Genomic DNA, 13,149 nt, shown 5'->3' on the forward strand with positions numbered 1-13,149 from the left:
AGATTGGTACGATAACTTATCAAAACTTAACGACCAGAAACCCTGTTTCGATCAATCCGCCGCACGGTTGTGCAAAATAATTATAAGAACTTATAAAACACGGACGTGGCGGTCATGACACCGTCCGGCATCAGGGCATAGCGAGGGATCTCCCCCACCTTTTGCCAGCCGGCACGCTGGTAGAAGGTCTCGGCGCCGCTGCCGGTGGCGGTATCGAGCACCAGAACGGAAATATTTCTGGCCCTGGCCTCAGCTTCCAGCGCTTCCATAAGTGCCATCGCGGCCCCTTTTCGGCGCGCGTTCTCGTGAACCAGCAGCTTGGCCACATCGGCTCTGTGCGGCTGGTTTTCCGGCTGGTCCGTAATGAGCTGCACCGTTCCGATGACGCCATCCTGCGCATCAACGCAGGCAAGCACGAGGCGTTCACCTCGCGCTACGCTTTCCGCGATGCCGCGCCAGAAAATGCGGGCCTTTTCCAGGGTATAAGGGAGCATAAAGCTGACGGACGCGCCGCCGTTTACGCAGTTTTCGAGGATCCCGGCCAGCGCATCAAGATGGGCGAGGATTGCTTCCCCGGTGAGGGTTTTGATTTGCAGTGAGGTATTCATTGTTTTTCCTTACGTTGAACACACTCACTTTGTATTTAACAACTTATTAACGCAAGCGGATCGGACATAGGCTTTCGTTATGTCACCGGGCGCGGTGGCGCTGCTGCTTCATGGCGTACATTTTTTCATCCGCGTCTTTTAACCACTGCTGCAGGTCGTTGCCGTTATGATCAAACTCGCTTAATCCCCACGAGAACAACAGCGACCAGGGGTGCAGCTTGCGTGAATTATAGTTTTCGACCTGCTCGGCGAGATACTGCATGGCAATCCAGGCACCCTTCTCATCCGTGTCCGCAAACAGGACGGCGAACTCATCCCCGCCAAAACGCACCAGCAGATCCGCTTCACGGAAAGAGGTGCGCATCAGCTGCGCCATGGCCTTCAGCGCCTTATCCCCCTCTTCATGCCCGTAGCGATCGTTGATCTCCTTAAAGCGATCCAAATCCAGCCAGCCGAGCGTGAGCGGCTCAGCCCGGCGTCGGGCAACCGAAAGCGTGAACCGCACGAGTTGGTTAAAGCCGCGGCGGTTGAATAAGCCGGTTAATTCATCCGTCGTCGCCGCGCTGATGGCGGCAAACTCATCTTCAGCCAGCGCGCCCAGATCGCCCAGAACGGCGAGATCCGCCGCGGAAAATTCCCTGGGCGCATAGTCAATCAGGCAGAGCGAGCCTACGCTTGCGCCGTCGCGCAGGCGCAGCGGGAATCCCGCGTAAAAACGCACCCGAGGCTCACCGGCCACCAGCGGGTTATCCGCAAAACGATCGTCCTGAAGCATATCCCCTACCACCAGCGGCGATGCGGTAAGGATCGTATGTCCACAAAATGAGATATTACGCGGAACGGAACCGGGTGACTGACCATCAGCCGACTTAACGATGAGCGAATGCTCATCAATGAGATTGACCATCGCCAGCGGTACCTTGAAGAAGCGTTTTGCCAGGCGCGTTAAGCGGTCAAACGCCGGGGAACTGTCGATCTCAAGCAGACCTGATTCGCGCAACGAGTTAAGTCTTTCTGTTTCATTTTCAGGGGTTGCAGGTGCTTTCATAATGTCTCCTGACGTAAAGCCTTACTAAAAGCGTAGCTTAAACAGAGACATTGTCAGTGTCCGAACATCCTGTTAAGCCGCTTACGATTCACGTCAATGCCTTATGACACTTAACGCAGCGAAGTTTCACTCCCGGAGGGGGCGCCAATTGGCTCGTCCGATACCCGGGCGCTGGTACGATTTCGACCGGCTTTTTTGGAACGATAGAGCTGATCGTCCGCCTCGGCCATGAGCTTGTTAAAGATCTCGGTCAACTGCCACGGCTCGGCCTTGCCACTTCCGAGGCCAATACTGACCGTCAGAGAGAGCGTTTGCTGCCGCCAGGTAAAGGGATGGCTGGCAACGGTCGCGCGGATACGCTCAGCCAGTTCGTAACCGTGCTGCGCATCGCCAGAGTTCACCACCACCGCAAACTCTTCTCCGCCCATCCGCGCGACCATACCGTCTTCGCCAACAACCTCCTGAACCTGTCGGGCAAACGACGCCAGCACGCGGTCGCCGCACTCGTGGCCGTAGTTATCGTTAATGCTTTTAAAGTAATCAATATCCAGCAGCATGACGGTCAGAAAACGGGAGTGTCGGTACGTCTCTTCCTGTTTTAACGCCTCATAGAGCCCGGAACGCGAATAGACGTGCGTGAGAAAATCATAATCCGCCCTCAGTGAAACCTGGCGGATGAGAGAATTAATGGCGGCCATGCTGACGGAGACCATCACCGGACAGATCGCCATCGTGGCAATGCCCAGCCGGACTGAAAACATCATTGGCGTCGTAAACGGCGTCGCCACGGCAATATTAATAATCGCGTTGGCAACAAGAATGATTTCAGTCGCGCCGGTAATAAACGTCAGCAGACAGGTCGCGGGCAATGAGTAGCGAACCGCACACCAGATAAGCGCCGGTAGTGGAAAACAGAGGCTGCCCGCGCCGCCGATTACCACCGACGCGGCCACCGAGACGATCAGCGCAATCACCGGCAGCAGTCTCTCCAGACGTAACCTGAGCGCGTCCCCGGGCATACGCAACGTGAGCATACAGGGCACTACCAGCACGCCGGTTGAGAACTGTTCGCTAAACCAGTCGGCAAACAGCGGCCAGAAGGTATGACTGTCAATCCCGACCGAGCCCAGCGCGCCGAGCAAGGCGCACAGCAGCGCGGCAATCAGGCAGTAGTTAAACAGGCGTAATGCGTTAAGCGGATCGGGGGTTTTCTTCATCAGCCGCCTGTCACGCTGAACCAGTACGGCCACGACGACGATAAAGACCATATTAGACAGGTTGATCACCACGGAGGCGATACCCCAGCTCGTCGTCACCGCGTCGTACAGCAGCATGGCGACGTAGGATACCGCGTAGTAATGCAGGCGATTCAGGTAAACATAGCGGGCAAAGATCCCTGCCATTACGCCATTCAGTGGCCAGAACAGCGACAATGCCTCCACGAGACGTAATTCTGCGCCCACAAAATAAAATACGGTGGTGAGAATAAAGATCGTCGCGGCATTACGCAGCGGCGTGTCGGGCTGGAACGGCCTGAAAGCGGTAAGAGCAGATCGCATCAAATATCATTCCATATGATGGCTTATGGCAATATTGCGGTCGTCAGCATGATCGGGGCTCACTTAGGATGCATCTATAACACAAATACAACGGAAGCATAACTCGTCAAATTTAGGCGTTCATCTGCAGCACTAGCCAGTGGTGGATGACGCCGACGATATACTGCTGTTGCTGCGCGGTGAGCGTGACGCCCTGCGGAATGTTGTGCCATTTTGCCAGACAGCCCCGACAGCAGGTGGCGGTGGCATGCTGGGCGATAAACACCGGGTGTCCCCGCATCGGCGTCTGCTTACCGTCGTTTGCGGGGTGCGCAGGCGCAAGCCGCTTTTCAACAAAATCCGCGGCATGCTGGTCAATGGTGTCGGGGCCTTTGTCCCAGCAGTACTGTCGTTCCTTCTCGCCTAAGCGAAAGCGCGAGCGAAATGTCGATCGCGCCAGGCGGGAAAAGAGAGGATCCAGTTCGGACATCAGTATACCGAACGTCCCAGACGCTGGGTCAGTTTTTCCAGAACCGCCACGCCGGCAAGTGAATTTCCCGTTTCATCCAGCTCCGGGCTCCAGACGGCTATCGCCATTTCATGCGGCACGATCGCCACCACCCCGCCGCCAACGCCGGACTTAGCCGGAAGCCCAACCCGCCAGGCAAACTCGCCGGCGTTTTGATACATCCCGCTGGTCGCCATCAGGGCGTTAACCTGGCGCGCCTGCAGCGGCGAAACCACCTCCTGATCGAGATGCGGCGCGTGCCCCTGATGTGCCAGGAACAGGAACGTCTGGGCCAGCTCAACGCAGCTCATTTTCAGCGCGCAGTAGTGGAAGTAGTTTTGCAGCACCGTCGCCACGTCGTTATGGAAATTGCCGAAGGACTTCATCAGCCACGCGATGGCCGCGTTACGGGCGGAGTGTTCAAACTCCGAGCGGGCAACAACCGGGTCGTAGGCTATATCGTCCACGCCCGAGAGCTGACGAACGATCTCAAGCATGCGCTGGCGCGGCGCGCTGAGGCGGCTTTGCAGCATATCGCACACCACCAGCGCCCCGGCGTTAATAAAGGGGTTTCGCGGTTTACCCTGTTCAATTTCGAGCTGAAGCAGCGAGTTAAAAGGCTGGCCGGACGGATCTTTACCCACGCGCTGCCAGATCTCTTCCTCTTCATACTGGCGCATCGCCGCCACCAGGCTCAGCACTTTCGAAATGGACTGAATGGAAAAACGTTCAGTGGCGTCGCCTGCCTGGAACCGCTGTCCGTCGATGGTACAGATAGCAATTCCCAGCTTATTCCCGCTCACCGAGGCAAGGGCCGGAATATAGTCGGCAACCTTCCCCTTTCCAATTAACGGACGAACCTGCGCCAGAATCTCGTCCAACATTTCATTATGGATGACCGCAGCCACACTTTGCTCCTTGCCCTCAGGCTAAAACGGGCTGCGAGTATAACAGAGGCTAATGTATTGCGTCAGGCGCTAAGACGAAAACGCGAAACGGCCTGCAACAAAAGATCGGATTGCTTTTGCAGGCGTTCGGACGCGTCCGACGCGCCAGCGACCAGCAGATCCGTCTGACGGGAAACCTGATTCAGCGCCTGAAGCTGGCGCGTCATCTGGTGAATGCTGTCCCCCTGACTGAGCGTGGCGGTTGAGATCTCATTCAGTAAACTGCTTAAATTTCCCACCAGACCGGTGACCTGCTGCAGATTCTCTTCCATCCGGTTAACGGCGCGGGAGCCGTCCTCAATGCCCTGCAGGGAGCGGTTAATCAGTTCCTGAATGGTCTGCGTTGAGTGGCTGCTCTTTCTGGCCAAAAGCCCTACTTCCCGGGCGACGACGGCAAACCCGCGCCCCTGGTTTCCGGCATGGGCAGCCTCGATGGCGGCATTCAGCGCCAGGATGTTGGTCTGAAACGCCACGCTGTCGATCAGCGCCACGATCCCGCGCATCTCGGACGATCGGTCGACGATCGCCTGCATGGATGCGTTAACGGTAGACATCATCTGGTCTCCGCCTACCGCGGCCTGTCGTGCTTCATCGGCCCGCGAGCTGGCGAGCCTGGCATAGCCGGTATTCCCTTCCACATGGCTTTCCAGCGCCGCGATATGCGCCGTCACGTCCTCCAGCTCTTTCGCCTGGCGTGCCGACTGCTGATACAGCTTCTGGTTACCCTCCGCCAGGGATCCAATATTCTCCACCATGGTGGCAGTGGCATGGCTGACCTGCGTTACCAGCTGCTGGAGACCGTGCTGCATCGTCGCAATACTGTCGCCAAGCTGCCCTATCTCCCGGTTGAAGCGCATGACGTTCGGCGGCGTGCCGGAGAGATCCCCTGCCGCCAGGCGGTTAATATGCGCAATCAGGCGACGCAGCGGCGTAATCACCCATCTGGACATGCCGAACCAGACGGCAACCGCGATGGCGAGGAGCAGCACCGGCGCAAGCAGGAATAGGGTTTGCAGGCCGGAGAGCTGCGCCATTAAGCTCTGACGGCCCTGCATGGCCTGCTTCTCGCTTGCCCGCTGATAGCGCGCATAGTTGTCGTTAAAATCGGACTGAAAGGCCTGAGACGGCACGGCAAAAAAGGCGTCAATCGTGTTGGTTTTGAGAAGCCCTTCTGCCTGCTCTTCGATCGCGCCGTAGAAAAGCTGATAGCTGTTCACCAGGGCGTCGTCTTTCGGCGGATTCAGCGCCAGCCAGGCCTTCCACGCCTGCTGTGAAACCGTCAGCGCCCTCTGCGCATCATCCATCAGACTATGCCAGCTTCCGTCGGATCCGGTCTCTTTATCCTGCATAAACCAGACGCCAGAGCGGTTAAGCAGATCGCTTGCCGCCAGCAGGGAGACGCGGGCCAGATCGAGCTTGCTCTGCTGCTGCCAGGCCAGCAGGTTCTGCTGCTCGTTGCGCTGGGCTTCGTTCAGAGAGGCGTTAAGCAGGAAGGATGAGGAGAGCTGCAGCGCGGAGAAAAGGCCAATAATACAAAAGATGCCCGTCAACAGGCCAAAGTGACGAGGGGTAAGACGCTGCGCAATACGGCGAAAAATTTGCGTTAGGTTCATAATTAGCTTCATTAACAATGCGTTAGACGCGTGCGAGTCTACGAAATGAAAATGACAGAACCATTGCAGATTAATGACAGTGGCCCTCGCGATGAGGGCCGACATGACGGGATTACACGCGATCCTTCCACACCGTCTGCGCGTTGCAGAACTCGTGCAAGCCGAAGTGGGAAAGCTCGCGGCCAAAGCCGCTTTTCTTCACGCCCCCAAAGGCCACGCGCGCATCGCTGGCGCTATAGCCATTGATAAACACCCCGCCGCACTCCAGCTCGCGAGAGAAGGTATCCGCAAGCGCAGCGTCAGCGGTAAAGACGGTGGCGGAGAGGCCAAAGTCGCTGTCGTTGGCAAGCGTCAGGGCGTGCGCCGCGTCTTTCGCGACGGTAATGGCCGCGACCGGACCAAACAGCTCCTGGCGGAACGCCGTCATCGACGGGGTGACGTTGGCCAGCACGGTTGGCGCGTAATAATTGCCGTCGCCGCTGATTTTCTCTCCGCCCAGCAGCAGCGTTGCCCCTTCCGCCAGGGTGGCCTGCACCTGCTGATGCAGTTCATCGCGCAGGTCAAAACGCGCCATCGGCCCCAGGTAGTTTTCCTCCTGGTCAGGAGCGCCCAGCTTCAGCGCAGCAACCGCCTCGACAAAGCGCTGGGTAAAGGTCCCGGCGATACCCTCCTCGACGATAAAACGTTTCGCCGCCGCGCACACCTGCCCGGTATTCTGGTAGCGACCCGCCACCGCGGCCTTCACGGCAAGATCCAGGTCGGCATCGTTGAGCACGATAAACGGATCGGATCCGCCCAGCTCCAGAACGCATTTTTTCAGCGCGGCCCCTGCCTGGGCGCCAATCGCCGCACCGGCACGGACGCTGCCGGTAACGGTCACTGCCGCAATACGACGATCGTTAATCGCCTGGCTGACGCCATCATTGGTGGCGTTCACCCAGCCGAACACGCCCTCCGGGAAGCCGGCATCCGCGAAGATCTGCCCGATAAGCTCAGCAGAGCCGAGCACGTTGGGCGCATGTTTGAGCAGATAGCTGTTACCCGCCAGCAGGATCGGCACCGCGCCGCGCAGTACCTGCCAGAGCGGGAAGTTCCACGGCATCACCGCGAGGATCGGCCCCAGCGGACGATATTCAATGACCGCGTTCTGGTTTTCCACCAGCGTAGGCTCCGCACGCAGCATCGCCGGGCCGTTCTCGGCGTACCAGTCGCACAGACCGGCGGATTTTGCCACTTCGGCCCGCGCCTGCAGGATGGGTTTTCCCATTTCACGGGAGATCGTCTGCGCCATCTCTTCCGCGCGGTTTCGCAGCGCGGCGCCGAGATCGCGCAGCTTCTGCGCGCGGTGGGACACGCTTTCGCGGCGCCACTGGCGATACCCTGAGTCAGACTGAGAAATCGCGCGCTCTACCTCTTCCGGCGTCGCCCACGGATACGCAGCGATCGTTTCACCCGTAGCCGGGTTAACAGAGAGGGCATGTGTAGCAGATGAATATTTCATGATGTTCTCCACGCATTTGGGTTGATTCATTGTGGCCCACTCTGCTATTTCTTAAAAATGAATAATACTGACCACCTTATTCACGAAACGAGAATGCTATGGACTTAACCCAGCTTGAAATGTTTAACGCCGTCGCGCTGACGGGCAGCATCACCCAGGCGGCGCAGAAGGTGCACCGCGTCCCCTCAAACCTGACGACCCGCATCCGCCAGCTGGAAGCCGATCTTGGCGTGGAGCTGTTTATCCGTGAGAACCAGCGTTTGCGCTTATCGCCCGCCGGGCATAACTTCCTGCGCTACAGCAGGCAGATCCTGGCGCTGGTGGATGAAGCGCGGATGGTCGTCGCGGGTGACGAGCCGCAGGGGTTATTCGCCCTCGGCGCGCTGGAAAGTACCGCCGCCGTACGCATTCCCGAAACGCTGGCGCAGTTTAACCAGCGCTATCCGCGCATCCAGTTTGCCCTTTCTACTGGGCCATCCGGGACGATGATTGATGGCGTACTGGAGGGAACCTTAAGCGCCGCCTTCGTCGACGGGCCGCTGTCGCACCCTGAGCTGGAGGGGATGCCGGTCTACAGAGAAGAGATGATGCTGGTCACGCCAGCCGGACAGGCGGAAATCTCACGCGCCGCACAGGTCAGCGGCAGCGATGTTTACGCCTTTCGCGCGAACTGCTCGTATCGCCGACACCTTGAAAGCTGGTTTCATGCGGACAGAGCCACGCCCGGCCGCATTCATGAGATGGAGTCCTATCACGGCATGCTCGCCTGCGTCATTGCGGGCGCGGGCATCGCGCTGATGCCGCGCTCGATGCTGGAGAGTATGCCGGGACACCATCAGGTTGAAGCCTGGCCGCTGGCAGAAAACTGGCGCTGGCTTACAACCTGGCTGGTGTGGCGACGCGGGGCGATGACCCGCCAGCTGGAAGCCTTTATCGCGCTGCTAAACGAACGGCTAGCGTAAAAAGACGCTTCCCTTCAGGTACAGGGTCGCCTGGCCGCCAATCAGCACGCGGTCGCCCTTCAGCTCGCAGCGCAGATCCCCGCCACGGTAGGACACCTGGCGGGCGCTGAGTGACGTTTTTTCCAGCTTTTCGCTCCAGTAAGGGATCAGCATGCTGTGGGCGGATCCGGTAACCGGATCTTCCGGCACCCCTTCGCCCGGGCAGAAGAAGCGGCTGACGAAGTCATATTTCTCTCCCGGCGCGGTCACGCAGACCATTTTATCCAGCGGAAGCATGGCGCTAATATCCGGCGTTAACGCCTCCACCTGCTGCTGGCTCTCCAGCACCACCATGTAATCGCGTCCGACGCGCACCTCTTTGGCCGCGGTGATACCCAGGGCGCTAAACAGCACCTCGGGGGGATTATCCACAACCTCCGTTGACCACGCGGGGAAGTTCAGCGTCAGCCAGTCGCCGCTGCGCTTAACCGTCAGCTCGCCCACGAAGCGGGTGGTGAAGGTGATTTCGGTGTGCGGATAGTCAAGGTATTCGAAAATAACGTGCGATGCGGCAAGCGTAGCGTGACCACACAGGTTAATTTCATCCCGCGTGGTAAACCAGCGCAGCTCAAACCCGCCGTCGGTGCGCACGAAAAAGGCGGTCTCGGACTGGTTATGCTGCTGCGCCATCTTGAGCAGCGTCTCGTCCGGAAGCCACTCCTCCAGAGGACACACCGCCGCGGCGTTGCCGCCAAAGGTTTTGTCGCTGAAGGCATCCACCAGATAAAAATCAATTTCCTGCATTGTCTCTTCCTCTCTTGTTATGGGTATTAGCGCAGAAAAACTGTGCCTTTCAGATAAAGTAAAGCCTGTCCGCTCATCAGCACGCGCGAGCCTTTCAGTTCACAGCGCACATCCCCGCCGCGCGCGGAAACCTGACGGGCAAGCATCGTCGTTTTGCCCAACTTTTCGCCCCAGTAGGGGATCAGCATCGTATGCGCGGAGCCGGTGACCGGATCTTCCGGTACGGAAACGCCGGGGGAGAAAAAGCGGCTGACAAAATCGTATTCCCCCTCACCCCGCGCCGTCACGCTCACCTTATGCTCGCCCGGCGTCATTGCCGAAAAGGTTGGCGCGAGGGCTTCGACCTGCTGGCGATTGTCCAGCACGATCAGCCAGGCGCGCCCTTTGCGGGCTTCAACGTAATGACGGATACCGAGCGCCGAGAGCATCTCCGGCGGGGGCGTCTCTTCATGGGTTGGGCAGGTCGGGAAGTCCAGCGTCATCCAGTCCCCTTCGCGGGTTACCGTCAGGCGGCCAGAGGCGGTATCAAAGTGGATCCGCGCGTCCGGGTAATCCAGCTCGGTAAACAGAACGTGCGCCGCCGCCAGCGTGGCGTGACCGCAGAGATTGACTTCGCTAAGCGTGGTAAACCAGCGTAGCTCAATGCCCCCTTTGCTGCAGACGAAAAAGGCCGTTTCCGACTGATTGTGCTGCTGCGCCATCTTCAGCAAGGTCTCATCGGGTAACCAGGCTTTCAGCGGGCACACGGCGGCCGGGTTACCGCCAAACGTGGTATCGCTGAACGCATCGACCAGATAAAAATCAATCTCCTGCATTGTCTTACCGCCTGTTTTTATTGTGTTGTTCTTTTATATTCAATGAAAACAGCGTCCCCGGCTACCGCTTTCATAAGGTAAATATTGAGATCTGCATCACATAATGATTGAGTTTTCGCCGGTTGACGTTTTAAGATCGTCTCCTCTTCTTTTCAGCAACGAATCTCCGACATCCCTATGACAACGAACACAGTTTCCCGCAGGGTTGCGTGGCTACGCGTGGTCACGCTGGCCATTGCCGCGTTTATTTTTAACACCACAGAATTTGTTCCGGTTGGGCTGTTGTCTGACATAGCTGAAAGTTTCCAGATGGAAACGGCTCAGGTGGGCATTATGTTGACCATCTACGCCTGGGTCGTGGCGCTGATGTCCTTACCGTTCATGCTGCTGACCAGCCAGATGGAGCGGCGTAAGCTGCTAATCGGCCTGTTTGCCCTGTTCATCGCCAGCCACATTCTGTCGTTTATGGCGTGGAATTTTACGGTGCTGGTCATAAGCCGCATCGGCATTGCCTTTGCCCATGCGGTGTTCTGGTCGATCACCGCGTCGCTGGCAATACGCCTGGCCCCTGCGGGTAAACGCGCGCAGGCGCTGAGCCTGATTGCCACCGGTACCGCGCTGGCGATGGTGCTGGGCCTGCCGATTGGCCGCATCGTGGGGCAATACTTCGGCTGGCGTACCACCTTCTTTGCGATCGGCATGGGCGCGCTCGCTACCCTGGTGTGCCTGATCAAGCTCCTGCCCGCGCTGCCGAGCGAACATTCCGGCTCGCTGAAAAGCCTGCCGCTGCTGATGCGTCGCCCGGCGCTGCTGAGTATCTATCTCCTTACCGCGATCGTGGTAACGGCCCACTATACGGCCTACAGCTACATTGAACCGTTTGTGCAGGTGGTGGCGGGCTTTAGCGCCAACTTTGCCACCGTCTTGCTGTTGATCCTCGGCGGCGCGGGCATTATTGGCAGCGTGCTGTTCGGTAAATTGGGCAACCGGCACGCCTCCTTGCTCGTGAGCGGCGCCATCGGCCTGCTGCTGGCCTGCCTGCTGTTGCTGATGCCTGCCGCAGGCAGCGAAAGCCATCTGGCGTTCCTCAGCCTGTTCTGGGGCGTGGCGATCATGATTATTGGTCTGGGCATGCAGGTGAAGGTGCTGGCGCTGGCGCCGGACGCGACGGACGTTGCCATGTCGCTGTTCTCGGGGATTTTCAATCTGGGCATTGGCGCAGGGGCGCTGGTGGGAAATCAGGTTATTCTGCACGTCTCGATGTCGGCGATTGGCTATCTGGGGGCTATTCCGGCCCTGGTGGCGCTGGTCTGGTCGGTGCTTATCTTTCGTAAATGGCCGGTGGCGCTGGAGGAACAGGGGCAGCACGGGTGAGGAGCATTTGTGCCGGGTGGCGGCTGCGCCTTACCGGGCCTAAAACGGCTCGAACGTAGGCCGGGTAAGCGCAGCGCCACCCGGCAATGAATTCAATGATAGGTCTTAATAATCTCCAGCACGCCGTTAATAATAAACTGCACGCCCATACAGACCAGCAGGAAGCCCATCAGGCGGGAAATCGCCTCGATACCGCCCTTGCCTACCCAGCGCATGATGGCGCCGGAACTGCGCAGCGATGCCCAGACGATAATCCCGATAATCGCAAAAATCAGCGGTGGCGCAATCGTCAGCACCCAGTCCGGGAAGGTTGAGCTATCGCGCACCGTCGACGCGGAACTGATGATCATCGCGATGGTCCCCGGTCCCGCCGTGCTCGGCATGGCCAGCGGCACAAAGGCAATATTGGCGGACGGTTCGCTTTCCAGCTCTTCGGATTTGCTTTTGGCCTCCGGCGACTCATGCGCTTTTTGCGCCGGGAACAGCATGCGGAAACCGATAAAGGCGACAATCAGCCCCCCGGCGATACGCAGACCCGGGATGGAGATCCCGAAGGTGTTCATCACCACCTGTCCGGCATAGTAGGCCACCATCATGATGGCAAACACATAGACGGAAGCCATCATCGACTGATGATTGCGCTCGGCGCTGTTCATATTCCCTGCCAGCCCAAGGAAAAGCGCCACCGTGGTTAACGGGTTCGCTAACGGCAGCAAGACCACCAGCCCGAGACTCACTGCTTTAATTAAATCCAACATAGTGCATCGTCGTCCTTATCCATATTCAACCCCGCAAGTATAGGGGGAAAGTGTGACGTTAGGCCATCCGCGCAACGTAACGATTATTTTACTTCGGAAAAGATAACTGGTGGTTATCTATATGATTTTAAAGCATTCAAAAAAAGTTCATGAAACGTTTTAGCAATTCGTGGCATCGGCTTATTCATTCAGTTGACTTATACTTGCCTGAGCAATAATATCTGCCGTGACTAACTACTTGCCAGGGCAACCATTGTGAAAAGCACCAGTGATATCTTTAACGACGTTGTTCCGCTGGGTCGTCTTATTCATATGGTCAATCAGAAAAAAGATCGCCTGCTCAATGACTACCTGTCACCGCTGGATATCACCGCAACACAGTTCAAAGTGCTGTGCTCCATTCGCTGCGAAGTGTGTATCACGCCGGTTGAGCTGAAAAAGGTGCTCTCTGTCGATCTGGGCGCGTTAACCCGCATGCTCGATCGTCTCGTCTGTAAAGGATGGATTGAACGAAGCCCTAACCCGAATGACAAACGCGGCGTACTGGTGAAGCTGACCAGCGATGGCGCGGCCATGTGCGAGCAATGTCATCAATTAGTAGGACAAACACTGCATCAGGAACTAACAAAAAACTTAACGGCAGATGAGGTGGCAACCCTTGAGCTTCTGCTTAAGAAAATACTGCCGTAAACAG

Annotated in this window: 13 protein-coding genes; 3 read left to right on the forward strand and 10 right to left on the reverse strand. The window is 57.8% G+C overall.

The features are described from left to right. Positions 1–80 precede the first annotated feature (80 nt). From ACMWKK_RS13340 to sad, 7 genes are all read right to left on the reverse strand, one after another. Positions 81–608: a GNAT family N-acetyltransferase gene (locus ACMWKK_RS13340; protein ID WP_112780248.1), complete on the reverse strand. Its 528-nt coding sequence runs from the start codon at positions 606–608 to the stop codon at positions 81–83. Positions 609–690: 82 nt separating this feature from the next. Beyond that, entirely contained in the window at positions 691–1,656 is a 966-nt protein-coding gene (locus tag ACMWKK_RS13345; RefSeq protein ID WP_112780249.1) for a sensor domain-containing diguanylate cyclase, read from the reverse strand. Positions 1,657–1,766: 110 nt separating this feature from the next. Next, the gene (locus tag ACMWKK_RS13350; RefSeq protein ID WP_112780250.1) at positions 1,767–3,215 is read right to left on the reverse strand and encodes a GGDEF domain-containing protein; all 1,449 of its coding nucleotides are present in this window, start codon (positions 3,213–3,215) and stop codon (positions 1,767–1,769) included. 112 nt (positions 3,216–3,327) lie between these two features. After that, positions 3,328–3,684, reverse strand: a complete 357-nt coding sequence (locus ACMWKK_RS13355) for a DUF4186 domain-containing protein (protein ID WP_112780251.1) — start codon at positions 3,682–3,684, stop codon at positions 3,328–3,330. Further along, positions 3,684–4,610, reverse strand: a complete 927-nt coding sequence (glsB, locus tag ACMWKK_RS13360) for a glutaminase B (RefSeq protein ID WP_032640159.1) — start codon at positions 4,608–4,610, stop codon at positions 3,684–3,686. The genes ACMWKK_RS13355 and glsB overlap by 1 nt, the downstream gene beginning before the upstream one ends. Positions 4,611–4,672: 62 nt before the next feature. Next, positions 4,673–6,262, reverse strand: a complete 1,590-nt coding sequence (locus ACMWKK_RS13365) for a methyl-accepting chemotaxis protein (protein WP_112780252.1) — start codon at positions 6,260–6,262, stop codon at positions 4,673–4,675. Positions 6,263–6,374: 112 nt separating this feature from the next. Beyond that, entirely contained in the window at positions 6,375–7,763 is a 1,389-nt protein-coding gene (gene sad, locus ACMWKK_RS13370; protein ID WP_112780253.1) for a succinate-semialdehyde dehydrogenase, read from the reverse strand. A 98-nt stretch (positions 7,764–7,861) separates the two neighbouring features. Between sad and ptrR the strand changes: the two genes are divergently transcribed. Further along, positions 7,862–8,725 carry a putrescine utilization regulator PtrR gene (gene ptrR, locus ACMWKK_RS13375; RefSeq protein WP_045326227.1) on the forward strand — a complete coding sequence of 288 codons (864 nt, stop codon included), beginning with the start codon at positions 7,862–7,864 and terminating at the stop codon, positions 8,723–8,725. On the opposite strand, the gene ACMWKK_RS13380 is transcribed toward ptrR, so the two are convergent. Next, positions 8,717–9,508: a PhzF family phenazine biosynthesis protein gene (locus ACMWKK_RS13380; protein ID WP_048994452.1), complete on the reverse strand. Its 792-nt coding sequence runs from the start codon at positions 9,506–9,508 to the stop codon at positions 8,717–8,719. The two genes, ptrR and ACMWKK_RS13380, sit on opposite strands and share 9 nt — an antisense overlap. Positions 9,509–9,534: 26 nt before the next feature. Beyond that, a complete protein-coding gene (locus tag ACMWKK_RS13385; protein ID WP_112780254.1) occupies positions 9,535–10,323 on the reverse strand; it encodes a PhzF family phenazine biosynthesis protein in 789 nt (262 codons plus the stop codon). A gap of 177 nt (positions 10,324–10,500) precedes the next feature. Here ACMWKK_RS13385 and ACMWKK_RS13390 point away from each other — a divergent pair, with 177 nt between their 5' ends. Beyond that, positions 10,501–11,697, forward strand: coding sequence for a sugar transporter (locus ACMWKK_RS13390; protein ID WP_112780255.1), 1,197 nt, complete (start codon positions 10,501–10,503; stop codon positions 11,695–11,697). A gap of 92 nt (positions 11,698–11,789) precedes the next feature. Here the strand turns inward: ACMWKK_RS13390 and ACMWKK_RS13395 are convergent, their stop codons facing one another. Beyond that, positions 11,790–12,455 (reverse strand): MarC family NAAT transporter, encoded by a 666-nt coding sequence (locus ACMWKK_RS13395; protein ID WP_045326219.1) that lies wholly within the window; start codon positions 12,453–12,455, stop codon positions 11,790–11,792. Between the two features lie 255 nt (positions 12,456–12,710). Here ACMWKK_RS13395 and marR point away from each other — a divergent pair, with 255 nt between their 5' ends. After that, positions 12,711–13,145: a multiple antibiotic resistance transcriptional regulator MarR gene (gene marR, locus ACMWKK_RS13400; RefSeq protein WP_008502236.1), complete on the forward strand. Its 435-nt coding sequence runs from the start codon at positions 12,711–12,713 to the stop codon at positions 13,143–13,145. Positions 13,146–13,149: the final 4 nt, after the last annotated feature.

Origin of the sequence: Enterobacter sp. 01-M-03-SI-ECC (assembly GCF_047530215.1) — a bacterium.
In the GTDB taxonomy this organism is placed as follows: Bacteria; Pseudomonadota; Gammaproteobacteria; order Enterobacterales; family Enterobacteriaceae; genus Enterobacter; species Enterobacter chengduensis.

Excerpts from the sequence above, each read along its gene's own strand:
- ACMWKK_RS13340 (WP_112780248.1), bottom strand. The coding sequence starts at position 608 with ATGAATACCTCACTGCAAATCAAAACCCTCACCGGGGAAGCAATCCTC.
- ACMWKK_RS13345 (WP_112780249.1), bottom strand. The coding sequence starts at position 1,656 with ATGAAAGCACCTGCAACCCCTGAAAATGAAACAGAAAGACTTAACTCG.
- ACMWKK_RS13350 (WP_112780250.1), bottom strand. The coding sequence starts at position 3,215 with ATGCGATCTGCTCTTACCGCTTTCAGGCCGTTCCAGCCCGACACGCCG.
- ACMWKK_RS13355 (WP_112780251.1), bottom strand. The coding sequence starts at position 3,684 with ATGTCCGAACTGGATCCTCTCTTTTCCCGCCTGGCGCGATCGACATTT.
- ACMWKK_RS13365 (WP_112780252.1), bottom strand. The coding sequence starts at position 6,262 with ATGAACCTAACGCAAATTTTTCGCCGTATTGCGCAGCGTCTTACCCCT.
- sad (WP_112780253.1), bottom strand. The coding sequence starts at position 7,763 with ATGAAATATTCATCTGCTACACATGCCCTCTCTGTTAACCCGGCTACG.
- ptrR (WP_045326227.1), top strand. The coding sequence starts at position 7,862 with ATGGACTTAACCCAGCTTGAAATGTTTAACGCCGTCGCGCTGACGGGC.
- ACMWKK_RS13380 (WP_048994452.1), bottom strand. The coding sequence starts at position 9,508 with ATGCAGGAAATTGATTTTTATCTGGTGGATGCCTTCAGCGACAAAACC.
- ACMWKK_RS13385 (WP_112780254.1), bottom strand. The coding sequence starts at position 10,323 with ATGCAGGAGATTGATTTTTATCTGGTCGATGCGTTCAGCGATACCACG.
- ACMWKK_RS13390 (WP_112780255.1), top strand. The coding sequence starts at position 10,501 with ATGACAACGAACACAGTTTCCCGCAGGGTTGCGTGGCTACGCGTGGTC.
- ACMWKK_RS13395 (WP_045326219.1), bottom strand. The coding sequence starts at position 12,455 with ATGTTGGATTTAATTAAAGCAGTGAGTCTCGGGCTGGTGGTCTTGCTG.